20 protein-coding genes and 1 tRNA gene are annotated in these 21611 nt (G+C 63.4%); 12 read left to right on the plus strand and 9 right to left on the minus strand.

Features of this window, described 5'->3' with window-relative positions:
• Nucleotides 1–252: 252 nt before the first annotated feature.
• From XI08_RS01660 to XI08_RS01670, 3 genes are all read left to right on the plus strand, one after another.
• On the plus strand, nucleotides 253–390 hold the full coding sequence (locus XI08_RS01660; RefSeq protein WP_271573090.1) for a hypothetical protein: 138 nt from the start codon (nucleotides 253–255) through the stop codon (nucleotides 388–390).
• An 879-nt stretch (nucleotides 391–1269) separates the two neighbouring features.
• Nucleotides 1270–2364, plus strand: a complete 1095-nt coding sequence (locus tag XI08_RS01665) for an acyltransferase family protein (protein ID WP_271573091.1) — start codon at nucleotides 1270–1272, stop codon at nucleotides 2362–2364.
• Nucleotides 2365–2422: 58 nt separating this feature from the next.
• Entirely contained in the window at nucleotides 2423–3079 is a 657-nt protein-coding gene (locus XI08_RS01670; RefSeq protein WP_271573092.1) for an SGNH/GDSL hydrolase family protein, read from the plus strand.
• A 102-nt stretch (nucleotides 3080–3181) separates the two neighbouring features.
• Here the strand turns inward: XI08_RS01670 and XI08_RS01675 are convergent, their stop codons facing one another.
• Nucleotides 3182–3937 (minus strand): DUF3800 domain-containing protein, encoded by a 756-nt coding sequence (locus XI08_RS01675; RefSeq protein ID WP_271573093.1) that lies wholly within the window; start codon nucleotides 3935–3937, stop codon nucleotides 3182–3184.
• 257 nt (nucleotides 3938–4194) lie between these two features.
• On the opposite strand from XI08_RS01675, the gene XI08_RS01680 reads away from it, so the two are divergent.
• On the plus strand, nucleotides 4195–4398 hold the full coding sequence (locus XI08_RS01680; protein ID WP_271573094.1) for a hypothetical protein: 204 nt from the start codon (nucleotides 4195–4197) through the stop codon (nucleotides 4396–4398).
• 44 nt (nucleotides 4399–4442) lie between these two features.
• Here the strand turns inward: XI08_RS01680 and XI08_RS01685 are convergent, their stop codons facing one another.
• From XI08_RS01685 to XI08_RS01700, 3 genes are all read right to left on the minus strand, one after another.
• Nucleotides 4443–4718, minus strand: a complete 276-nt coding sequence (locus XI08_RS01685) for a helix-turn-helix domain-containing protein (protein WP_271573095.1) — start codon at nucleotides 4716–4718, stop codon at nucleotides 4443–4445.
• A 1496-nt stretch (nucleotides 4719–6214) separates the two neighbouring features.
• A tRNA-Ile gene (locus XI08_RS01695) sits at nucleotides 6215–6290 on the minus strand.
• A gap of 420 nt (nucleotides 6291–6710) precedes the next feature.
• On the minus strand, nucleotides 6711–7685 hold the full coding sequence (locus tag XI08_RS01700; RefSeq protein ID WP_271573096.1) for a Bug family tripartite tricarboxylate transporter substrate binding protein: 975 nt from the start codon (nucleotides 7683–7685) through the stop codon (nucleotides 6711–6713).
• Nucleotides 7686–7792: 107 nt separating this feature from the next.
• Between XI08_RS01700 and XI08_RS01705 the strand changes: the two genes are divergently transcribed.
• Complete coding sequence (locus XI08_RS01705) at nucleotides 7793–8767, plus strand: TAXI family TRAP transporter solute-binding subunit (RefSeq protein WP_271573097.1); 975 nt, start codon at nucleotides 7793–7795, stop codon at nucleotides 8765–8767.
• 137 nt (nucleotides 8768–8904) lie between these two features.
• On the opposite strand, the gene XI08_RS01710 is transcribed toward XI08_RS01705, so the two are convergent.
• The 3 genes from XI08_RS01710 to XI08_RS01720 form a co-directional block, all read right to left on the minus strand.
• Complete coding sequence (locus XI08_RS01710; protein WP_271573098.1) at nucleotides 8905–10134, minus strand: ABC transporter substrate-binding protein; 1230 nt, start codon at nucleotides 10132–10134, stop codon at nucleotides 8905–8907.
• Between the two features lie 97 nt (nucleotides 10135–10231).
• Nucleotides 10232–11125 (minus strand): helix-turn-helix transcriptional regulator, encoded by an 894-nt coding sequence (locus tag XI08_RS01715; RefSeq protein ID WP_271573099.1) that lies wholly within the window; start codon nucleotides 11123–11125, stop codon nucleotides 10232–10234.
• 161 nt (nucleotides 11126–11286) lie between these two features.
• Nucleotides 11287–11412: a hypothetical protein gene (locus XI08_RS01720; protein WP_271573100.1), complete on the minus strand. Its 126-nt coding sequence runs from the start codon at nucleotides 11410–11412 to the stop codon at nucleotides 11287–11289.
• 31 nt (nucleotides 11413–11443) lie between these two features.
• Between XI08_RS01720 and XI08_RS01725 the strand changes: the two genes are divergently transcribed.
• The 3 genes from XI08_RS01725 to XI08_RS01735 are packed head-to-tail and all read left to right on the plus strand — an operon-like array spanning nucleotide 11444 to nucleotide 15401.
• Nucleotides 11444–12277: a substrate-binding domain-containing protein gene (locus XI08_RS01725; protein WP_271573101.1), complete on the plus strand. Its 834-nt coding sequence runs from the start codon at nucleotides 11444–11446 to the stop codon at nucleotides 12275–12277.
• 54 nt (nucleotides 12278–12331) lie between these two features.
• Nucleotides 12332–13438 carry a molybdopterin-binding protein gene (locus tag XI08_RS01730; protein ID WP_271573102.1) on the plus strand — a complete coding sequence of 369 codons (1107 nt, stop codon included), beginning with the start codon at nucleotides 12332–12334 and terminating at the stop codon, nucleotides 13436–13438.
• Between the two features lie 13 nt (nucleotides 13439–13451).
• Entirely contained in the window at nucleotides 13452–15401 is a 1950-nt protein-coding gene (locus XI08_RS01735) for a molybdopterin biosynthesis protein (protein ID WP_271573103.1), read from the plus strand.
• Between the two features lie 362 nt (nucleotides 15402–15763).
• On the opposite strand, the gene mobA is transcribed toward XI08_RS01735, so the two are convergent.
• On the minus strand, nucleotides 15764–16405 hold the full coding sequence (gene mobA, locus XI08_RS01740) for a molybdenum cofactor guanylyltransferase MobA (protein WP_442869748.1): 642 nt from the start codon (nucleotides 16403–16405) through the stop codon (nucleotides 15764–15766).
• Complete coding sequence (fdhD, locus tag XI08_RS01745; RefSeq protein ID WP_271573104.1) at nucleotides 16386–17276, minus strand: formate dehydrogenase accessory sulfurtransferase FdhD; 891 nt, start codon at nucleotides 17274–17276, stop codon at nucleotides 16386–16388. Before fdhD ends, mobA begins: the two co-directional genes overlap by 20 nt.
• A gap of 244 nt (nucleotides 17277–17520) precedes the next feature.
• On the opposite strand from fdhD, the gene mobB reads away from it, so the two are divergent.
• From mobB to XI08_RS01765, 4 genes are all read left to right on the plus strand, one after another.
• Nucleotides 17521–18048 carry a molybdopterin-guanine dinucleotide biosynthesis protein B gene (mobB, locus tag XI08_RS01750; protein ID WP_135177827.1) on the plus strand — a complete coding sequence of 176 codons (528 nt, stop codon included), beginning with the start codon at nucleotides 17521–17523 and terminating at the stop codon, nucleotides 18046–18048.
• Nucleotides 18049–18057: 9 nt separating this feature from the next.
• On the plus strand, nucleotides 18058–19314 hold the full coding sequence (locus tag XI08_RS01755; protein WP_271573105.1) for a molybdopterin molybdotransferase MoeA: 1257 nt from the start codon (nucleotides 18058–18060) through the stop codon (nucleotides 19312–19314).
• A gap of 44 nt (nucleotides 19315–19358) precedes the next feature.
• Entirely contained in the window at nucleotides 19359–19622 is a 264-nt protein-coding gene (locus XI08_RS01760) for a sulfurtransferase TusA family protein (protein ID WP_271573106.1), read from the plus strand.
• Nucleotides 19623–19942: 320 nt separating this feature from the next.
• Nucleotides 19943–21598, plus strand: a complete 1656-nt coding sequence (locus XI08_RS01765; RefSeq protein WP_271573107.1) for an OFA family MFS transporter — start codon at nucleotides 19943–19945, stop codon at nucleotides 21596–21598.
• The last annotated feature ends 13 nt before the right edge of the window (nucleotides 21599–21611 follow it).

Below are 21611 nucleotides of genomic sequence, written 5' to 3' on the forward strand. Positions count from 1 at the left end.
TTAGGATAGCACCGGCTTGCAGCCGAACACAGGCCAGCCGGTTGATACCTACGATTGCTCCGACAGGTGGTTGCCGGCTCTGCTTATCGCGGACACCCAACAGTCTCGACAGACTGGGGCTGCGGTGAGAGCCTTCGCAACGTCGTGGCGGAGGTGAATGGCTATGTGCGGTTGGGAGCGACCGAGCAGCCTATGAAGATGATCAGCGGGTAGTCGTACCGGTGGCGCGGACGGCCGCCGCTGCCGGCTTTCGTGCCGCGGCTCGACTTCGGCGATGCGCGGAATAGCCAATATTTGCCGCTGCTCGGCCCAGGCGGAGCCGCGTCGCCGAACGCGTTGAATTTCTCGATCCTCACCAACAGCGGCCTGCTCGCCGCAATCGGAGCCTGATCAATGAGCATTGTCGTCAAGGACGGAAACGGTGCGAGTCAGACCATCAGCACGATCGATGATCTGGTGAGCGTCATTGCGACGGCCACGAAGCAGGATAATTGCCGACAACGGCGATTACTTTGCTTGGTGACGTTGCGAGCATCAGCTCCGGAATTCAACTCGCGTGGGGGGCGGTGCGGGCATCTCTAAGCCTGATCCAGCTTACCAATCTCCGCAACGGGGTGATGCTTCCGTCGTACCATCAGGCATGGGGCCCGGTAGCTGTCAATCCTCTGGCGTGCCCCATCCGCTGACCGGGCCTTTGAGGTCCTCTCGGTTTGGTGGCTTTCGGATGGACCAATAGACAACGGCAAGAATGTAGCAGGCCATGACGCCCATTATGGCGTAGGCAACGTATATCATGAACGCCCCCCAACCGAGAAGCTGCTAGGTGCCCAGGACCAGATCAAGCCTTCTTGGAAGCGTTGCTCATAATTGTGGCAAAGCACGAAACCACTGAGCCGAAAAAATAGATCCACGGCCAACCCTGCTGGCGGCTTAGGCACGCCGATCGGAACTGTCCAATGGAGCCAAACAACGCAGACCGCGGCGACGCCGCGAATGGCATCCAATGTCATATATCGTTCGAAACTTTGCACGGCTCAGTATTGCGCACACGTCCGAGGCGAGATCAAGGAGGCCCCCGGTAATGAGGCCGGCGCTGTAAGGCCTCGCTCAGCTAATCACCGCACTGGCTGTCGTCGGCGGCTCCTCTGGTGATGGCGGACGAGTGGTGTGACCTTAGGTCTAGAGGGGCGCTATGATCTGCTGAGGGTGGTATTGCGTCAGAAAACCGCCTAACTGTTTCCCGAGGTTTCCCAATATTTCGGGGGATGAATGCGCGGGAAGATAAAAGGGTTCGACGGACTTCGAGGGATTGCGGTGTTTCTCGTTGTCCTGAACCACAAATTCTACATGGCCGCTCAGATCGGGCTAGGTGAATATGGTGTGCACCTGTTTTTTGTCCTGAGTGGCTACCTGATCATCGGAATTCTCTCCAACCGTCGGCACGCGATCACAGAAGGAAAGACAACATTCAGGCAGGAGATAATCCATTTTTACGAGAACAGGCTGTTTAGGATATGGCCGATCTATTTCTTGCTCGTCTTTACTGTGATGGCTGCAGGTGCCCTGGGGCTGACGAGGCCGCTGAGCGGTCAGGAAACAATTGCACTGTTCACCTTCACCAGTAATATTTTTCAAAGTTACGTCTGGCTGACATATCCGCTGCTGATTGCTCCTCTTTGGAGTGTCGCCATCGAAGAACAGTTCTACGTTTGGGCCGCGCCAGTCTTTCTACTGATCCCACGGCGAAAGTTTGCTTTAGTTTGTCTTGCGGTGATCGCGCAGGCGATCCTCGTTGGTGTGTTGACCTACTTATCGGGCCAATATCTTCGCTCAATTTACACGGGTTCGCTGACAAACTTCGGGCTGATGGCACTCGGCGGATTGACTGTTGTAGCGGTTGCGCCGAACTTTCGGCTTGCCGAAGCCGCGCTACCAGCACTCGCTCTGTATTTGCTATCTCCCTTTGTCTCCGCAGCGATCGGACGCTACAGTGGCTTTTCCTACCTGGTGTTGTATGGCTCCGGAATTCTGGTTGCCTTAGCGCTGGCAGGAATCGTGTCGGATCAGTCAAGCCGGTTGGTTCGTTTCCTCGAACTTGCGCCGGTTCGCTACATCGGCACCATCAGCTATGGTCTCTATCTTTATCACGACGCGATCAATCTTCCCTTTGTTGACGGCGTTGGGCCTCATTTCTTACATCTGCGCGCATTGGTCGAGATCGCTCTTTCGGTGGCGATCGCCGGTCTGTCCTGGCGTTTCATCGAAACGCCAATCTTGAAGTACAAGGATCGCTTGCGAGCGCGCCGCAACGAGCCGGAACGCGGGGCTTTGCCTGACCAGCCATCGGCACAGGCATCGAGCTGACATTATTTGGCCCGAGGCCTTGGAGGTGTTAGTGAAGTGCCGACGCGTAGTTTTCTGGATGATCTTGTGGATCATCAATTCGTCCGCTTGCGCAGCCGGCCATCAGGTTCAGCTCTCCGTTCCGCCCGGGGCCATCGTGGCTTTCGAGGGCGACAGTCTCACCTACGGCGTAGATTTCTCCGAAACTAAGGGTAAGCCGCCTTTAAACGGATCGTTGCAGCCACGGAGCGCAGTTCCATTTCCTGAAGAGGTAGCAAGGCTGCTTTCTGGCCGTGTTGAAATTCTGAACCGCGGCTACCCTGGCGACCGCAGCATTGATGGACTTAAGCGATGGGCGGAGGCGCCCCCCGCATCGATCGTCTTCATCATGTATGGTACCAATGACTGCGGCAACTTCGGCCATAGGCCAGACGGAGTTGTCGATCCAGCGTCGTTCAAGGCTGTGTTACACGAGCTCGTAATGCGACGGAAGAGTGCGGGGGCCCGGGTTATCCTCATGACCCCTCCGCCATCGCAGGACGAAGATTGGGAGACGAAGCTCGATAATTATCGGCACGTCGTTAGAGAAGTGGCTAAGGAAGAAGGTACGCCAGTCGTCGATACTGCTGAACTGATCCGTCGGGTACCGTCGAAGTGGACGGATGGATTGCATCTTAGCGGAGCATCAAACCGAGCTTTGGCGGCCGGCGTTGCTGCAATGATCGACGCGCACTGAGACTGAGGACAAACCTCGCACACCTCCGCGCAACGTCTTTAATTTGGTTCGCACTCCCCAGGGGTAGCGGTTCACTCGCTTCAAGGGAGCTGCGGGCTGTCCTCAGGCGCCTGAACGAAGCAGTGGACCGGCTACGGGGTGTTCTTGAAGGCGTTGCCAAAAATGATCGACGCTCAGATGGGTGGTTAGCACGCGATTTGTGGCGAGCAGGGCTTCACAGTCCTTGCGCCGCGGCAATCCCTCGAGCTGACGCTTCCTGTCGGTGTACCACTGCCATGCCAGCAGGTCGGCGGCTTGTACGGGGATGGCTGCGGTCTTGCCGACGAATTGGTGAGAGCCATACCGCAAAGCTGCACGCGATTTGGGATCTTCGGCCAGTATGCGCATTAGCCTGTTGGCCTCCGCCTGATCATCATGACCGCTCTCAAAAAAATAGGAGATTTCCCCAGTGTACCCGGTATTCGTCACCCAATGTGTTGCCACGTTTGCAATGCAACTATGTAGGCAAAGGCTATAGGGGCCCATCCGGGGCAACGGATAGAGTTCTTCGGGAAAATCGGAATATTCGCTAGGTATGAGGGTGGCGGCAAATCCGGTCCAGGCAAATCGATTGATCAGTCGGATGAACTTCCATTTGGCCTTGTTTCGCCGAAGATTAGTCCATCCCTTAAAATGCCTGGCGCCTTGGGCGCAGTCGGTCATGTGAAAGTGGGGAAGGCCGTAGAATTCGAGCCATTGCTGCCACTCAGCAGTGAGGGCTTGAGCTGCTTCACGTTCGAACAGGTAGCCGGCAACGCACAGTACTTTTGATCCAGCATGGGTCCCGCTTTCGTCGAGATATACTTCGATCGCCTTCATGATGGTCCCATCCAATTGCGACGGGGAAACTCGCATTGTTGAGATTGATCGTCCACTCCCTCAGGGGGAGCGGTCACTCCCTTCAAGCCTGCCGCCGGCAGCTAGCCGAGCCTCCTGCAGGGGGGCGGCAACGCGCTTAACGAGTCACCTCTGCGTCGCGGACGGCCGCAACTGCATTCGCGCGATCTGTCGCCTGACCCTCGTGCGATCGGAGCATTGCTTTGAATTGCTCCCTTATGCATGTTGCGGGAGCACCGTTGGACGCCAGTGAACTCCAAGCATTGACGTTCAGAGTTCTGCAAGGGATCGAACTCATTGGTACCTTTGCCAAAGCCGAAGCAGTCGCTGCTCCGAACCATGAGCGCGAAGCGTTCCTAGAGGGTATCGAGTTTATCGTTTCAATGGTGGCAGATATGCAGTGCCGGGTGTTGGATAATCTTCCTTCCTCAGAAGAGGCGTAAGCTGCAAGCGGTTGGTTGGGCCGTCCCGGCATTAGCGGGGCGGCTTACCGCTTTCGCTTGATCCCCGCCGGTACAAACCCCTTCGCCGGCCACTTCCGAAATTCAACGCCGCGTTCGGTGAACACAATCCCAGCGGCGGTCAGCTCACTCATCAGAACCTCAAGAGTTGCTTCCTGAGGTTCTCGCTTCCCGGCCTCCAAGTCGACGAGCGTCGCGCGGTGAATGTTGCAGCTTTCGGCTAGGTGGGCCTGTGACCAGCCTAGGAGGCCGCGTGCGGCCCTAATTTGTGCCGCTAGGAGCGATAGGTTACGGCTGGTCATTATCTCTTATCATATATTGAAATCCGACATTTTGTCGGGTATGTATTTGTTCCATAATGAGGAAATTATGCCTGCAAGTCCATTGTCACCCAATGACAACATCGGGCCCGACACACCTTTGCGGCTTCGGGATGCTGTCGCTTGCGCCTTTCCGTTCGGCGGGATGACAGAAAGCGGATTGCGTCGGGAAGCGAAGGCAGGTCGCTTGGTGGTTGAGCGAATTGCAAACAAGGATTTCACGAGTCTCCGAGCTGTCGAGGAAATGAGGAAGCTATGCCGCGTCGAAGTAGAGGGCCGCGCCTTTGGTGGCGAAGTGAGCGACGCAAGGCAGGCAAGGTCACTGCGAAAGGATCGTGGATCATTATCGACGGTCGGGAGCATATCGCCACGGGATGCTTTGCAGGCGAAGATAGACAGGCGCAAGAGCGCCTAGCCGCGCACATCGCGCAGAAATACGCGCCGGTTCGTCGCCTCAAAGATATTGAGGATATCGACGTTGCAGACGTGCTTTCTATTTATGACGACGATCGCCGCGAAACTCAGGCGAACAAATCAAAGTTTGACGAACGGATAGCGCGCCTAAACAGATGGTGGGGCGGCAAGACGCTTTCAGAGGTCAACGGTGCCATTTGCCGGGCATACACTAAGTCCCGTGGCAGCAGCGGTGGGGCGCGCCGTGATCTAGAAGACCTTCGAGCCGCGATCAATCACCACGCCAAAGAGGGCTTTCACCGCGGTATCGTCCGCGTGGTGCTGCCTGAGAAGGGTTTGCCACGTGAGCGGTGGCTGACTCGTAATGAGGCCGCGAAGTTTCTTTGGGCATGTTGGCGATACCGCGAGACGCAAACTGTTCACGTTGGGCCCCTTAAGGGGCGGAAGATTGAGACCGACAAACGGCCACTAAGGCACGTGGCGCGGTTTGCATTGATTGGCCTCTACACTGGCACGCGAGCAGGGGCGATAGCGACGGCTTCGCCTTTCCGTGCGGAAGGCAAATCGTTCGTTGATCTGGAAAGCGGCATCTTCAATCGACTCGCGATTGGCAAGCGCGCCAGCACCAAGCGTCAAACACCGGTTCCGTTGCCGGACAGGCTGCTTGCTCACCTTAGAAGGTGGGCTCGGCTTGGCATTGCAAAGAGCTACTTTGTGGAATGGAACGGCCGGCCGGTAGCGTCGGTCAAAACCGGGTTTGCTTCCGGGGTGAGAATTGCTGGCCTTGACGTGTCCACGGGCAATGTCACGCCACATACACTTCGGCATACCGCCGCGACTTGGCTAATGCAGCGTGCAGCCCCCATGTGGGAAGCTGCCGGCTTTCTTGGCATGAGCGAGAAGACCCTTCGTGACACTTACGGCCATCATCATCCCGACCACCTGCGGGGCGCCGCGAACGCCATAGGAACGCATTCGACACCGAGCAAGAACGTAGGATTGGTTGTTTCGTTGGTTGATGAAAAGGCCAAGCGAGAAAAGGCGGGCCAAGCCCTTGTAAATATTGGTGGGCCCGGCAGGACTCGAACCTGCAACCAGACCGTTATGAGCGGCCGGCTCTAACCATTGAGCTACAGGCCCCGCCGCGAGACGGCCGCATTGGCTGCGGCCGGCAACGGTGCGCGGTTCGTTTACAAGGCTGGAGGCGAGGGTGCAATCCTCAAGCGTTTTCAAGCGAGGTGGCCGCCGGCCCGCGTCGGGGAAAACGCGTCAAACAAAGGGCCCTGATCGAGGCGGAACGCCGGGGCTGCGCGGAAAGCGTTGCGCATCGGCTGATTGCTGGATTCGGAATAATCGCATTTAGCCACTGTTTTGCCCGACGTGTCAAATGGCGCCGGCGATCATCCAGCCGATGCCTGTCCTTTCGCTTCCCTAACCCGCTGTGATTGCTCACGTCTTCTACTGTGCATGGGGTTGTTTTCGCAACTTTTGTTGCGAGAGGGCCTGTCGGCCCCCTCAAACGTCCTGCCGGCGAGCAACGGCCCCTTGCGGGGCCGCTGCCTAATCCACCGAAACCCCGGCGAACTCCACCACCTTGCGCCACTTCTCGGTCTCGTCCGCGACCAGCTTGCCGAACTCGGCCGGCGTCATCGGCTTGGGAATGCCGCCGGTCTCGGCGAGGCGGGCCACCAGCTTCGGGTCCTTCAGCGCTTCGCCGACGGCCTTGTTGAGGATCTCGACCACTTCGCCCGGCGTGCCCTTCGGCGCGGAGATGCCGTAGAAGCCGACCGATTCGAATCCGGGCACGGTCTCCGCGATCGCGGGCACGTCGGGCACACTAGGCCAGCGCTGCGGCGAGGTCACGCCGAGCGCACGGACATTGCCGCCCTTCGCCTGCTCCAGCGCGGACGGCAGGTTGTCGAAGATCAGCTGCACCTTGTTGGAGATGATGTCGGGGAAGGCGATCGCCGAGCCGCGATAGGGCACGTGCACCATGTCGCACTTGGTCATCACCTTGAACAGCTCCGCCGACATGTGCACCGAGGTGCCGTTGCCGGACGAGGCAAAGGAGATCTTGCCTGGGTTGGCCTTGCAATAGTCGATGAACTCCTGAACCGTCTTCACCGGCATCGCGTTGGCGACGACCAGCATGTTGGTGAGCTGCATGATGCTCGCGACCGGCACGGTGTCGCGCAGGAAGTCGTAAGGCAGCTTCTTGTAGAGCGAGGTCGAGATCGCGTTGTTGGGCGCGACGAACAGCAGCGTGTAGCCGTCGGCCGGGGCGTTGATCGCGGCGGCGGCGGCGATGTTGCCGCCGGAGCCGGCGCGGTTCTCGACGATGAATTGCTGGCCGAGACGATCCGACAGCCACTGCGCCATGATCCGCGCCACGATGTCGACCGGGCCGCCGGCGGCGAAGCCGATCATCCAGTGCACGGGGCGGTCGGGATAGGCGGCGGAGGCGGGAGGTGTCGCGCTGAAAAGACCTATGAGAACTGCGAGCCCGAAAACACTGTTACGCAAAATTCGCAACATGACGCCTCCCGTTGCATTATTGTCGTTGCGCAGCATGCTTTCATAAAATCGGGCCGCTGCCTACATCGTCGCAAGTCGGTGTTGACGCAGGTCCGCCGGGAACGACCATGAGATTCGCAATCATCCTTCTCGCGGCAGTGCTGCTCTTAAGCCCCGCCGCTGCTCAAACCGGAGGCACGGCCATTTCGACCACGACACTCAGCCATTCGCTCAGTCTTGGCACCGCAACGCCCGGCGGCGGCTTTCCGCTCTATGGCAACGCCTTCGCGGAGGTGATGAACGCGGCCGATCCGCAAATCACCATCGCACCCCGCAACACCAAGGGCAGCAACGAGAACATTCCGCTGCTGGAGAAGGGCGAGCTCGATCTCGCTTTGGTCGCGGGCGAGCCGGCCTACGAGGCCTTCGCCGGCATCGGCCGCGCGAAGGTGTCGCTGAAGATCCTCACCGCGATCTATTCCAACCCTGGCATGTTCGTGGTGCGCGCGGACAGTCCGTACAAGACGATTACCGATCTCGTTGGCCAGCCGGTGGCGTTCGGCGCCAAGGGCTCGGGCCTGCCGATTCTGGCGCGCTACGTGCTCGATGGTCTCGGGTTGAGGCAGGACGAGGACTTCAAGGCCGTCTATCTCGACCGCGCCGGCGATGGTCCTGCGATGGTCGAGGACGGACGCGTCGCCGCGCTGTGGGGCGCCGGCATCGGCTGGCCCGGCTTTGCCGCGGTCGCATCGAGCGCGTCAGGCGCGCGCTTCATCGCCCCGAGCGCGGAAGAGATCACGCGCATTCGCGCCAGGCATGCGTTCCTGAAACCGCTCACCGTGCCGGCGGGCTCCTACCCGAAGCAGACGGAGCCGATTGCCTCGCTCGGCTCGTGGAGCTTTGTGCTCACGCGCGAAGACCTGCCCGACGATGTCGCCTACCGGCTGGCAAAGACGCTGCACGGTGCCGAGGCGACGTTCTGCAAGAAGCTCGCGCAGGCCTGCGAGACGACGGCGGCGAACACCGTCGCGGCCGCACCGAAGCCGGAGCTGATTCATCCGGGCGTGATGAAGTACTTTCGCGAGGTTGGGGTGGTGAAGTGACGGTCGCCTAGGCGGCCGTCATTCCGGGGCGGTGCGAAGCACCGAACCCGGAATCTCGAGATTCCCCGGTGCGCAATTGCGCACCTGTGGTCTGGTCCTTCGGACCATCCCGGAATGACGATCGCTTTAAGCGATCGTCACTTCTTCACCATCGCACATGCCGGGTCCGGCGGCCCGAACGCCTTGTCGCCCGAGATGGTCGTGAGGATCTTGTAATAGTCCCACGGATATTTGCTTTCCTCCGGCGTCTTCACCTGCACCAGCCAGAGGTCGTGCACCATCAGATTGTCCTCGCGCAGTTTGCCGTTGCGGGCGAAGAAATCCTCGATCGGCTTTTCCCGCATCTTCGCCGCGACTTTCAGCGGATCGTCGGTGCCGGTCTCCTTGATGGCGTTGAGATAGTGCATCACGCTCGAATAGACGCCGGCCTGCCACATCGACGGCATCTTGTTCATCTTGGCGAAATAGCGCTTCGACCATTCGCGCGTCTTGTCGTCCATGTCCCAGTAGAAGGAGGTGGTCAGCAGCAGGCCTTGGGCGGCCTGCAGGCCGAGGCCGTGAATGTCGGTGATCAGCGCCAGCAGCGCTGCCATCTGCTGGCCGCCCTTGAACACGCCGAACTCCGAGCCGGTCTTGATCTCGTTCATGTTGTTCGGGGGGCCTGCCGCAATGCCGATGATCTTGGCCTTGGAGGCCTGCGCCTGCAGCACGAAGGATGAGAGATCGGGCGTTGCCAGCGGCGGCTTCACCGAGCCGAGCACCTTGCCGCCATTGGCGGTGACGACGCTGGAGGCGTCGCGCTCCAGCGAATGGCCGAAGGCGTAGTCGTCGGTGATGAAGAACCAGCTGTCGCCGCCGCGCTTGACCACCGCATCCGCGGTGCCGACCGCGAGCGCGCGGGTGTCGAACACCCACTGGATCGCGTAGGGCGAGCAGAACTTGCCGTGGAAATCGGCGGTGCCGGTGGAGTGGGTGATGAACAGCCGCTTCTTCTCGTTGGCGACGTTCTGCACCGCGAGCCCGACCGCCGAGACCGGCACGTCGACGATCAAATCGACCTGGTCGACGTCGTACCAGCGCCGCGCGATGCCGCCGCCGATATCGGCCTTGAGCTGGTGGTCGCCGATCACGATGCTGATCGGCTTGCCGAGCACGGTGCCGCCGAAATCGTCGATCGCCATCTGCGCCGCCGTCACCGAGCCCTGGCCGGTCGGCGCGGAGGCGGGACCGTTCATGTCGGTGAGCACGCCGATCTTGACGACGTTGTCGGAAACCTGCGCCGACGCGGCACCCGGCAGCAACGTCGCCGCCAAGAACATCGCTACAAAGACGGCCGCGACCGGCAGTCGAAATCTTGCTGGATTCACGCTTGTCCTCCCCTGATCCGGCTCGTTGGCCGGTGTTGCCCGGGTATGCCCGGCTGAATTGGTTTCTTTTGCAACTATTTGGGGGCAGGCGTCAATGTCAGGCCGCGAAGCGGATCTGCCCCGCCGGCGAGGGGTCGTAGCCGGTCAGCTCCTCGGCGCGCTGGCGCAGCCGCCGTTCGCTCAGGAACCGGATCAGGGCCTGCATGGTGGGGCGGAAATAGCTGCGCTGCCGCATCGCGAGGTCGAAATTCTCCCAGACCAGCGGCACGAAATCGAGGCCGGCCGAGCGCGCCGCCGCGCGTGTCGCCACGCCGCAATCGGCCTGGCCGGCGCGGACCATTTCGGCGAGATCCGGCCCGGTCAGGGCCGGCGTCTCCAGCCGGCGCAAGTCGCGGGTGGTGGCGTCCGCGCGCTTCAGGAGCACGTCGAGCAGCATCTGCGCGCCTGTGCCCTGTTGTCGCATCGCCACCCTGGCGCCGAGCGCGAGCACGTCGGCGAGGCCGCGCAATCGCTTCGGATTGCCCGGCGGCAGCACGAGACCTTGCTCGCGGCGCGCGAATGCGACCAGCAGCGCGTCATGCAGGCACGGCGCGTCGCGCAGCGCCGTCACATTGGCGTCGGAGGCAAGATTGCCGGCGGCATCCAGGCTGTGGAAGTGCATGGCGACAGCCGTCACCTCGTCGCGCTGGAGGCGCTCGAGCCCGCGCGCGCTTCCCTCGCTCATCGATCCCAGGCCGGAGCCGGATTCGCGCAGGCTCCAACCCAGCAATTCGTCCTGGCTGCCGCCCATGACGGGTGGCGGCTCCGTGGCCAGCATGCCCGCAGGGCGCGCCAGTCCGGACAGCACCCAGAGATCGAGCTCGTGCCGCGGGAAGAGCCACTTCCCGGTCACCTTGCTGCAGGGGATCGCTCCGGTGGTGACGAGTTCGTAGAGCTTGCGTTCGCCAAGTCGGAGATAGTCAGCGGCTTCACTGGTCGTCAGGAATTCCATCCTGCATTCCTATGCAAATTCTTGCTTCTTTTTGGACTTTCGTCGCAGGTGGAATTCTGCAGTTCATTTTCGGTCCGCGGGAACCATGCCTGATGATCTCGTTGCTTTGCAACACATCCGCAGTCGCGTCTTCCGCTTTGGTGAACGATCCTGAGAGGTGCTCACGTGGTGCGGGCCTTGCGGCTGTCGCGCGCGCAATCGGCGCCGCTCGGTGCATTGCCGAAATTTCCCGAATGGTAGCGTGCGAGGGGCAAATGCGTCACGAGTGCGGCGCAATCGATCCTCATGATCAAAGCCGTATCCAATGGGAACCAGCTCATGGCCTTTCGCCGCCTGTCCGTTGCACTCGCGCTTCTCTGCGGCCTCGCCGCGGGCGTGGCGGCGTCGTTCGCGGAGGACCGCGCGATCGTGCTGGCCTCGACCACGGCGACACAGGAGTCCGGCCTGCTCGATCATCTGCTGCCGATCTTCCGCGAGAAGACCGGCATCGAGGTGACGGTGATCGCGCGGCGTGCCGATGAAGTGCTCGACGGCCCGCGACGGGGCGAAGTCGACGTCGTGCTGATGCACGCACGGCCGCAGGAGGAAAAGTTCGTCGCCGACGGTTTTGCCGTGAAGCGTTTTGACGTGATGTACAACGACTACGTGCTGATCGGACCGAAGAGCGATCCTGCCGCCGTGAAGGGCAAGGACATCGCGACCGCGCTCAAGGCGATCGAGGCCAAGGGCGCGCCGTTCGTGACGCGCGGCGATCGCTCCGGCACGCACGCCGCGGAGCTCGCGCTCTGGATCGTCGCCGGCATCGACATCGCTGCCGCCAAGGGCGCATGGTATCGCGAGGCCAAAGAGGGCATGGGCGCGGCGCTCCAAGCTGCGCGTGTCGCAAATGCCTATGTGCTATCGGACCGCGGCAGCTGGATCGCCTTCAGGGAGCGCGGCGATCTCGACGTCATCGTCGAAGGCGACAAGCGGCTGCTCAACCAATACGGCGTGATGCTGGTCAACCCCGAGAAGTTTCCGAGCGTGAAGAAGGAGCTGGCGCAGACCTTCATCGACTGGCTGATCTCGCCGGATGGGCAGGCGGCAATCTCCGGCTACAAGGTGGACGGGCAGCAGCTGTTCTTTCCGAATGCGGACAAGTCGGCCGGCTGACATCTGCATCTGCGGCGGTTGCCAAACGGAGCGATGCATGGTCCATCATGGCGCATGACCCAGCGCCTGCCGCCATCGCTGACGCCGCTCGACACCGCGCTTGCCGCGTTGCTGCTCGACGTTGAACCGATCGCACCTGTCGCGTTGCCGTTGACTGAAGCGGTCGGCTGTATCGCGGCGGACGCCCCGCTGCTGGCGGCCTATCCGCCGCACGACATTGCCGGCACAGACGGGTGGGCGTTGCGCGCCAATGATCTCATCGGCGCGTCCGCCTATTCGCCATCGCCTCTGGCGACGGCGCCGGCCTGGGTCGAGGCCGGCGATGCGATGCCAGCCGGATGCGACTGTGTGCTCGATGCCGACGCGGTCGAGATATCTGGTCCGCTTGCGCAGGTGCTGGCGGAGGGCGTGCCGGGGCAGGGCGTCCGCCGCGCCGGAAGCGACATCGCGGTTCGCACGCCTGCCGGCGCTGACGGATATCCGGTCGGTCCGGCCGCGCTGATGCTCGCCGGCGTCGCGGCGGTGGACAGGCTGAGCGTGCGACGTCCGCGACTGCGCATCGTCAATGTACCGGGCGCGACGGCGACGGCGCATATGATTGCCGGGATCGCGCGCGCCGCGGGACTGGATGTGAAGGCGTTTGAGGCCGCCGCGCGCGATGACGCATCGATCGCCGATATGCTTGATGCTTCCTCTTGCGACCTGCTGCTGATTGTCGGCGGCAGCGGCGTCGGCCGCCGCGATGCCGCCGTCACGGCGCTGGCCCGGCGCGGTGACATGATCGCCCACGGCATTGCGCTTCAGCCCGGCCGCACCGCTGCGATCGGGCGGCTTGGCAAAGTTCCCGTCGTTGTCTTGCCCGGCTCGCCGGACCATGCGCTCGCAGCCTGGTTCGCGCTGGTGCTTCCACTCGTCGATCGTTTGTCGGCGCGCCGGCCCCGCCGACAGGTGACCCTGCCGCTCGCGCGAAAGATCGCATCCAGCGTCGGCATTGCCGAAATCGCACTGCTGGCCGGGGAACATCATGCCTGGATGCCGCTTGCGGTGGGGGAGTGGCCGTTCCAGGCCATTGCCGGTGCGGATGCGTGGCTGATCATTCCTGCCAGCCACGAGGGATTTGCAGCGGGCGCATCCGTCGATGCCTATCTGATGCGGGAGTGATATGGGTTCCGGCATGACGATGATCCCGCAATCGCAAGACCGCAGCGCGCTCGAACAGGAGCAGTTCCTCAAGATCCTTTCGCGCGAGGAGGCGACGGCACGCTTCGAGGCGGCGCTGTTTCCCCGCGCTGTTCCGAGCGAAACGCGCAAGCTTGCCGATACGCTCGGCGCGGCGCTCGCCGAAGACGTCACGGCACCGATCGACGTCCCGCCGTTCGACCGTTCCAATGTCGACGGCTTTGCCGTCCGCTCGGCGGACCTCGCCGCAGCCGGCGAAGGTGCGCCTGCTCGCCTTGCGTTGAACGGCGAGACCATCCATTGCGGCACCGCGCCGAGGATGCAAGTCGCCACGGGCACCGCGACGCCGATCGCCACCGGCGGCCCGCTGCCGCGCGGCGCCGACGCCGTCGTCATGGTCGAGCACACCCAGCCGGCCGGCCCGGATGCGATCGATGTCCGCCGTGCCGCATCTCCCGGACAGTTCGTGTCCTATGCGGGCTCCGACATCGCGCGCGGCGAGGCGCTGCTGCGCGCCGGCACGACCATCGGCTCACGCGAGATCGGCATGCTGGCGGCCTGCGGCATCGCCGAGGTGGCCGTGGCGCGCAAGCCGCGGGTCGCGGTGATCTCGACCGGCGACGAACTGGTCCAGCCCGGCGAGATGCTCGCGCCCGCCGAGATCTACGACACCAACGGCGCGATCGTCGCGGCTGCGATCGACGAGAATGGCGGCGAGGCAATCTTCCTTGGCGCCATTCCCGACGACGAAGCGAAGCTCGAATCCGCCATGCGTCGCGCGCTGGCGGACGCCGACATGCTGGTGCTGTCCGGCGGCACGTCGAAAGGCGCCGGCGACCTGTCCCATCGCATCATCAGCCGGCTCGGCCAGCCCGGCATCGTCGCGCATGGCGTTGCGCTCAAGCCCGGCAAGCCGCTGTGCCTCGCGGTCTGCGACGGCAAGCCGGTGGTGATCCTGCCGGGCTTTCCGACCTCGGCGATGTTCACCTTCCACGACATGATCGTGCCGGTGCTGCGCAGGATGGCCGGCCTGCCGCCGCGCTCCGATGCCAAGGTCAGCGCGACCGTGCCGGTGCGCATTGCCTCGGAGCTCGGCCGCACCGAATTCGTCATGGTCTCGCTGGTCGAGGGCAGGGATGGCTTGATCGCCTATCCCTCCGGCAAGGGCTCCGGTGCGATCACCTCCTTCGCGCAGGCCGACGGCTTTTTGCGCATCGATGCGCTCGCCGACCAGATGCCCGCGGGGACCGAGGCCGAGGTGACGCTGTTTACGCCGCATGTGCGGGTGCCCGATCTCGTCATCGTCGGCAGTCATTGCACAGGCCTCGACCTCGTCACCGCGCAGCTCGCGCATGCGGGCCTCACCGTGCGCTCGATCGCGGTCGGCAGCCTCGGCGGGCTTGCGGCGGCGAAACGGGGCGAGTGCGATCTCGCGCCGATCCATCTGTTCGACGACAGAACCGAGACCTACAACACGCCTTACCTGGTCGAAGGGCTCGAGCTCGTGCCGGGCTGGCGGCGGATGCAGGGCATCGTGTTCCGCAAGGGCGACAAGCGCTTCGAGGGCCTCGGCGCAAAGGACGCCGTTGCGGCCGCGCTCACGGACCCCGCCTGCATCATGGTCAACCGCAACCAGGGCGCCGGCACGCGTATCCTGATCGACCGGCTGCTCGCCGGTGCGCGCCCCGAAGGTTATTGGAACCAGCCGCGGTCGCACAACGCGGTTGCCGCGGCCGTCGCGCAGCACCGCGCCGACTGGGGCATGACCATTGCGCCGGTCGCCCATGCGGTCGGCCTCGGTTTCATTCCGCTCGCGGAAGAGCATTATGACTTTGCATTGGTGGCGGCGCGCAAGCAGCGTCCGGCGGTGCTGGCCTTTCTCGACGCCCTCGGCTCGAACGAGGCACGTGTGGCGCTGGAGCGAGCGGGCTTCAGGCCCGCGTAGACGATAGACGACGACGACGCGTTTCAAGCTGCGCGACGCGCGCGCCAACATCTGGCTGAGGGAGAGGACCGATACGAGCTGGGTCTACGGCTACGACGCCTGGTCGGTGCCGTTGGCGGCCTGAGCGGCGGCCGCGGCAGTGCGGCGCTCCCTCGCCCCGCTTGCGGGGAGAGGGTTGGGGTGAGGGGGGTCTCAGCGGGGGCGGTGAGAGTGGGTCTCGCGGAGAGTCCCCCTCACCCGGATTGGATCTTCGATGCAATCCGACCTCTCCCCGCAAGCGGGGCGAGGTAAGGCAGCATCGTGATCGCTTTCGCGATCGTCTGGACGCAGCTCCTCAACGAGGTCTCCAAATCGCAAGCCCGCTAGGCCGCGTCGTCCAGCGCCGCGAGCCGCTCGGCTTCGGCGATGTCCTCGACCGTGTTGGCGTTGAAGAACGGATCGAGCGGCTCGGCCGGCCACGTCACCGTCGCGAGCGGATAGCGTGCGGTCCAGCGGTCGATCTTGCGCAGGTCCTCGACGACCAGGGCGTGGCGTAGTTCGTCGCGCAAGGCAACGCTCCACAGCCCGATCACCGGATGCGACTGGTCGCCTGATGCGGCGACCGCGAGCTGCGCGCTCTCCCGCTCACGGGCTTCATGCAGGCGCGCGACGAGATCGCGCGGCAGGAATGGGCAGTCGCCGGCGGCGCTGAGCACCCATGCGATCTCCGGCCGGTTCGCCCCGGTCCAGTCGAGCGCGGCGAGGATGCCGGCGAGCGGGCCGGGAAAGCCGGGCACGTCGTCGGCGACGACCTGCAAACCGAACGCGGCGAAACGCGTGGGATCGCCGTTGGCATTGAGGATCAGTCCGCTACACTGGGGCGAAAGGCGTGCGATCACGCGCTCCAGGATGGTGCGTCCGCCGATGGTGCGCATCGGCTTGTCGCCGCCGCCCATGCGTCGCGCGAGACCGCCGGCGAGCAGCACGCCTTGCGTTGCCGGAATTTCAGTCGTCACCACCTTCACCTTTGCGCTTGTGCTTGGCCGACTCTTCCTCGACGTAAGTGAGGTTCTGGTCGTAGACGATGCGTTCCTCGCCCGCGAGCGCGATGAAGCGCTTGCCGCGGGTGCGGCCGACCAGCGTCAGGCCCACTTGCCTTGCGAGATCGACGCCCCAGGCGGTGAAGCCGGAGCGCGACACCAGGATCGGAATGCCCATGCGCACCGTCTTGATCACCATCTCCGAGGTGAGACGGCCCGTGGTGTAGAGGATCTTGTCACCGGCATCGACGCCGTGGCGGTACATCCAGCCCGCGATCTTGTCGACGGCGTTGTGGCGGCCGACGTCCTCGGTGTAGCACAGCGGCTCGCCCTCCTTGCAGAGCACGCAGCCATGGATCGCACCCGCCTCCAGATACAGCGAAGGCATGGTGTTGATGGTCTGCGTCATCTGGTAGAGCCAGGAGGTGCGCAGCTCCGCCTTCGGCAGCGCGACGCTCTCGACCGCTTCCAGCAGATCGCCGAAGGCGGTGCCCTGCGCGCAGCCCGAGGTCTGCGTGCGCTTCTTCAGCTTGGCCTCGAAGTTGGTGTTGTGCTCGGTGCGTACGACGACCACCTGGAGATCGTCGTCGTATTCGACCTCGGTGACCGCGTCATTATATTTCAGCATGTTCTGGTTGAGCAGATAGCCCAGGGCCAGATATTCCGGATAATCGCCGATCGTCATCATGGTGACGATCTCCTGGGAGTTCAGGTAGAGCGTCAGCGGCCGCTCCATCGGCACCTTGATCTCGACCTTGGCGCCGGCCTGGTCGGTCCCGGTCACGCTCTGGGTCAAGCGCGGGTCATCCGGGTTGGGGACGATCAGGGGCACCGGGGCTTTGTCGATCTTCATCATGGCCACGACGTTAGCATGACATTCGGGTCAAGCCGATATAAGCATGCTGGCGGAAAGCGAAAATGCCGCCTCGTCGTCATTGCGAGCGCAGCGAAGCAATCCAGGAATGCCCCCGCGGAGACAGTCTGGATTGCTTCGCGGAGCCTGTCATCGGGCCGCGCTATGCGCGGACCCGGTGGCTCGCAATGACGGTGGAGAGAGCGGTTCCACCAAAGACCCAGTCGCTCGCGGAGACGGATCGGTTATGAAAGTCATCGGCCTTGCAGGCTGGAGCGGCGCGGGCAAGACCACGCTGTTGACGCGGCTGATCCCGCATTTCAGTGCGCAGGGCCTGCGCGTCTCCGTCATCAAGCATGCGCATCACCAGTTCGACGTCGACGTGCCCGGCAAGGATTCCTGGCGCCATCGCGAGGCGGGTGCAGCCGAGGTGCTGGTTGCCTCGTCAAGCCGCTGGGCTCTGATGCACGAACTGCGCGGGGCGGCGGAGCCGCGGCTGCCGGAACTCCTGAGCAAGCTGTCTGCGGTCGATCTCGTCGTGGTCGAGGGTTTCAAGCGCGAGCCGCACCGCAAGATCGAGGTCTATCGTGCCGGCAATGGCAAGCCGTTGCTGTTTCCCGACGATCCCGGAATTGCCGGGATCGCGACCGATGCCCCGATTGACACCCGGCTGCCGACCGTCCATCTCGACGATATCCCGGCCGCGGCGGCGCTGCTGTTGCGTGCGGCGATGCCGGTCGAGGAAGCGGTCGCGAAAAGCGTTGCGATGCGCTGACGAGGCACCATGGCGCAACTGTCTGACGATTGCTTTGCCTTTGGCGGACCGATGATGTCGGTCGACGAGGCCGTTGGCCTGATCACGACGCGCGTCAACGCGATCGCCGATCTCGAAACCGTGGCGCTGGTCGATGCGGACGGGCGCGTGCTGGCCCGAGACATCGCCGCGCCCCTGCCGTTGCCGCCCTTCACCAATTCCGCCGTCGACGGCTATGCCGTGCGCAATGCCGATCTTCCGGACAGTGCGGAACGGGCGTTCCCGCTCGATGGCCGCATCCAGGCCGGCGGCCCTGTTCAGGCGCCGATCAGGCCCGGCCACACCGCGCGCATCTTTACCGGCGCGCCGATGCCGCCGGATGCCGGGACCGTCTTCATGCAGGAGGATGTCCGCATCGATGATTCCGGCAAGGTCGTGCTGCCGCCGGGGCTGAAGCCAGGCGCCAATGTCCGCCCTGCCGGCGAGGACATTCCCGAAGGCCACGTCGCGCTGCGTGCCGGCCAGCGGCTGCGGCCACAGCATGTCGCGCTAGCCGCGGCGTTCGGCCTTGTCAGGCTCGACGTCGTCAGGCGCATCCGCGTTGCGGTGTTCTCGACCGGCGACGAGCTTGCGTCGCCGGGCGGGCCGCGCGCGGCCTCGCAGCTGTTCGACTCCAACCGCTTCATGCTGATGGCGATGCTGCGCCGGCTCGGCTGCGAGGTCAGCGACCTCGGCATCTTGCGTGACGAGCGGACCTCGCTTGCCGATGGCTTGAAGCAGGTTGCAGGCAGCCACGACCTGATCCTCACCACCGGCGGCGTCTCGACCGGCGAGGAGGACCACGTCAAGGCGGCGGTCGAGAGCATCGGCTCGCTGGTGCTGTGGCGGATGGCGATCAAGCCGGGCCGCCCGGTGGCGATGGGCATCATCGGCGGCACGCCGCTGATCGGCCTGCCCGGCAATCCCGTCGCGAGTTTCGTCACCTTCGTCCATGTGGTGCGGCCGACGGTGCTGGCGCTGATGGGTGGTTTGCCGGAGCCGCTGTTGCCGATCCCGGTGCGCGCGGCGTTCGCCTACAAGAAGAAGATCGGCCGCCGCGAATATGTTCGTGTCTCGTTGCGGCGGGGAGAGAACGGCGCGCTGGAGGCCATCAAGTTCCCGCGCGAAGGCGCCGGGCTGTTGTCGTCGCTGGTCGAGACCGACGGCCTGGTCGAGCTCGGCGAGGACATCACGCGTGTCGAGCCAGGGCAGGGCGTGGGTTTCCTGCCCTATGCCGATCTGCTCTGACCGCTTGCGTTGACGGCACGGACCGGCCCCGCCATGTTGCGCCCATGACCAGAACCACGCTCGATCTCACCGGGCTGAAATGCCCGCTGCCCGCCCTGAAGACGCGCAAGGCGCTCAAACCGTTGCAGCCGGGCGATCAGCTCGAGGTGTACTGCACGGATCCCCTGTCGGTGATTGATATTCCGAACCTGATTCGCGAGACCGGCGACACGGTGGAGATCACCGAGCGCAACGACGCGCGCATCGTGTTCTTGATAGAAAAAACAAATGGTCCGATAGGCAGTGCCAATGGTGCGCTGCGTTCGTGAGCGCGTTACCGCGTTGATACCGACCTTTTGTCTATCGACATCGATCATGGCTTCTGCCCAAATTGACTTTCTCCGTGCGGGCGCGGAGGTTGAGTCTTGTCTGCGATACGCGGATCAACGGGCCAAACACGAAGCCTGCACGTCGTATCGGGCATAGAGCCCCCGCTCGCGGGGTTTATTTTTCGGAGGCGTGTGACCGATCCTGGCGCGCGCCGGATGATGATGCGGGGCAGCGGGGGACAGCTGGCTGCACCGTGAATGGCTGAGGATCAGGATCTTAGCGGCAGGCTGCTCAGAAGGGCGGCTTAGGGGAGGACTGTATGTCTACTATTGAGAGCGCTGGAACGATTTCAGGCGCTGGCGCTGGCTTTCTTGATCGTGAGCGGACGATCGCGACCGCCGGCTTCAATCGCTGGCTGGTGCCGCCTGCGGCGCTGTGCATCCATTTGTGCATCGGCATGGCCTACGGCTTCTCGGTGTTCTGGTTGCCGCTCTCACGCGCGATCGGGCTGACCGCGCCGAAGGTCTGCGGGGATATTTCGCTGTTCCAGGAACTGTTCACGACCAGCTGCGACTGGAAGGTCGCCAGCATGGGATGGATGTACACCCTGTTCTTCGTGTTGCTCGGTATCGCGGCTGCAGTCTGGGGCGGCTGGCTGGAACGCGTGGGACCGCGCAAGGCCGGCTTCGTCTCGGCGCTCTGCTGGTGCGGCGGCCTCTTCCTCGGTGCGATCGGGGTCTACACCCATCAGCTCTGGCTGTTGTGGCTGGGCTCGGGCGTGATCGGGGGCATCGGTCTTGGCCTTGGCTATATCTCGCCGGTGTCGACGCTGGTGAAGTGGTTTCCGGACCGCCGCGGAATGGCGACCGGCATGGCCATCATGGGCTTCGGCGGCGGCGCCATGATCGGCGCGCCGCTGGCGAACCTCTTGATGAACTACTTCAAGAGTCCGACGTCGGTCGGCGTCTGGGAGACCTTCGTCGCGATGGGCGTCATCTACTTCGTGTTCATGATGATCGGCGCGTTCCGCTATCGCTTGCCGCCGCCCGGCTGGCAGCCCGAAGGCTGGACCCCGCCGTCCAAGGCCAACGCGATGATCTCGAAGAACAACGTTCATCTCAACGACGCGCACAAGACGCCGCAGTTCTGGCTGATCTGGTGGGTGCTCTGCCTGAACGTGTCGGCGGGTATCGGCGTGATCGGCATGGCTTCGCCGATGCTTCAGGAGATCTTCGCCGGCAAGCTGATCGGCCTGCCGGACGTCGGCTTCAACGCGCTCGATGCCGGGCAGAAGGCGCAGATCGCAGCGATCGCCGCGGGCTTCGCCGGATTGCTGTCGCTGTTCAACATCGGCGGCCGCTTCTTCTGGGCGTCGCTGTCGGACAAGATCGGACGCAAGAACACCTACTATACCTTCTTCATCCTCGGCATCGTGCTCTATGCGCTGGCGCCGACCTTTGCGGCGATGGGCTCGAAGCTGCTCTTCGTGCTCGGCTTCGGCATCATCCTGTCGATGTATGGCGGCGGCTTCGCGACCGTGCCGGCCTATCTCGCCGACATGTTCGGCACGCAGTTCGTCGGCGCCATCCACGGCCGGCTGCTGACGGCATGGTCCACCGCGGGCATCATCGGCCCCGTCGTGGTCAACTACATCCGCGAGTTCCAGCTCGCGGCCGGCGTGCCGCGCGACCAGCTCTACAACACCACCATGTACATCCTGTGCGCGATGCTGATCGCGGGCCTGATCTGCAACTACCTGATCAAGCCGGTCGATTCGAAGTGGCACATGAAGGATGCCGACGTCGCCAAGTTGCAGGCGGCGAGCGCCAGCGCCGCCGCGGCGGGGCCGCACGGCTCCTACGGCATCGGGTTCGGCGGGCTCGACGCCAAGGCCGCGATGTTCTGGGCCTTCGTCGGCATTCCCCTCCTGTGGGGTGTCTGGAAGACGCTGGAGAGTGCGGTCAAGATATTCTGATCGCCATCAAGAC

The organism is Bradyrhizobium sp. CCBAU 11361 (assembly GCF_028128935.1).
In the GTDB taxonomy this organism is placed as follows: domain Bacteria; phylum Pseudomonadota; class Alphaproteobacteria; order Rhizobiales; family Xanthobacteraceae; genus Bradyrhizobium; species Bradyrhizobium niftali.

Coding starts and splice junctions, on each gene's coding strand:
- XI08_RS01685 (WP_271573095.1), bottom strand. CDS start 4,718: ATGACCAGCCGTAACCTATCGCTCCTAGCGGCACAAATTAGGGCCGCA.
- XI08_RS01755 (WP_271573105.1), top strand. CDS start 18,058: ATGGCGCAACTGTCTGACGATTGCTTTGCCTTTGGCGGACCGATGATG.
- XI08_RS01725 (WP_271573101.1), top strand. CDS start 11,444: ATGGCCTTTCGCCGCCTGTCCGTTGCACTCGCGCTTCTCTGCGGCCTC.
- XI08_RS01735 (WP_271573103.1), top strand. CDS start 13,452: ATGACGATGATCCCGCAATCGCAAGACCGCAGCGCGCTCGAACAGGAG.
- XI08_RS01665 (WP_271573091.1), top strand. CDS start 1,270: ATGCGCGGGAAGATAAAAGGGTTCGACGGACTTCGAGGGATTGCGGTG.
- XI08_RS01720 (WP_271573100.1), bottom strand. CDS start 11,412: ATGAGGATCGATTGCGCCGCACTCGTGACGCATTTGCCCCTCGCACGC.
- XI08_RS01675 (WP_271573093.1), bottom strand. CDS start 3,937: ATGAAGGCGATCGAAGTATATCTCGACGAAAGCGGGACCCATGCTGGA.
- XI08_RS01715 (WP_271573099.1), bottom strand. CDS start 11,125: ATGGAATTCCTGACGACCAGTGAAGCCGCTGACTATCTCCGACTTGGC.
- XI08_RS01765 (WP_271573107.1), top strand. CDS start 19,943: ATGTCTACTATTGAGAGCGCTGGAACGATTTCAGGCGCTGGCGCTGGC.
- XI08_RS01760 (WP_271573106.1), top strand. CDS start 19,359: ATGACCAGAACCACGCTCGATCTCACCGGGCTGAAATGCCCGCTGCCC.
- XI08_RS01705 (WP_271573097.1), top strand. CDS start 7,793: ATGAGATTCGCAATCATCCTTCTCGCGGCAGTGCTGCTCTTAAGCCCC.
- mobB (WP_135177827.1), top strand. CDS start 17,521: ATGAAAGTCATCGGCCTTGCAGGCTGGAGCGGCGCGGGCAAGACCACG.
- XI08_RS01700 (WP_271573096.1), bottom strand. CDS start 7,685: ATGTTGCGAATTTTGCGTAACAGTGTTTTCGGGCTCGCAGTTCTCATA.
- fdhD (WP_271573104.1), bottom strand. CDS start 17,276: ATGATGAAGATCGACAAAGCCCCGGTGCCCCTGATCGTCCCCAACCCG.
- XI08_RS01730 (WP_271573102.1), top strand. CDS start 12,332: ATGACCCAGCGCCTGCCGCCATCGCTGACGCCGCTCGACACCGCGCTT.
- XI08_RS01670 (WP_271573092.1), top strand. CDS start 2,423: ATGATCTTGTGGATCATCAATTCGTCCGCTTGCGCAGCCGGCCATCAG.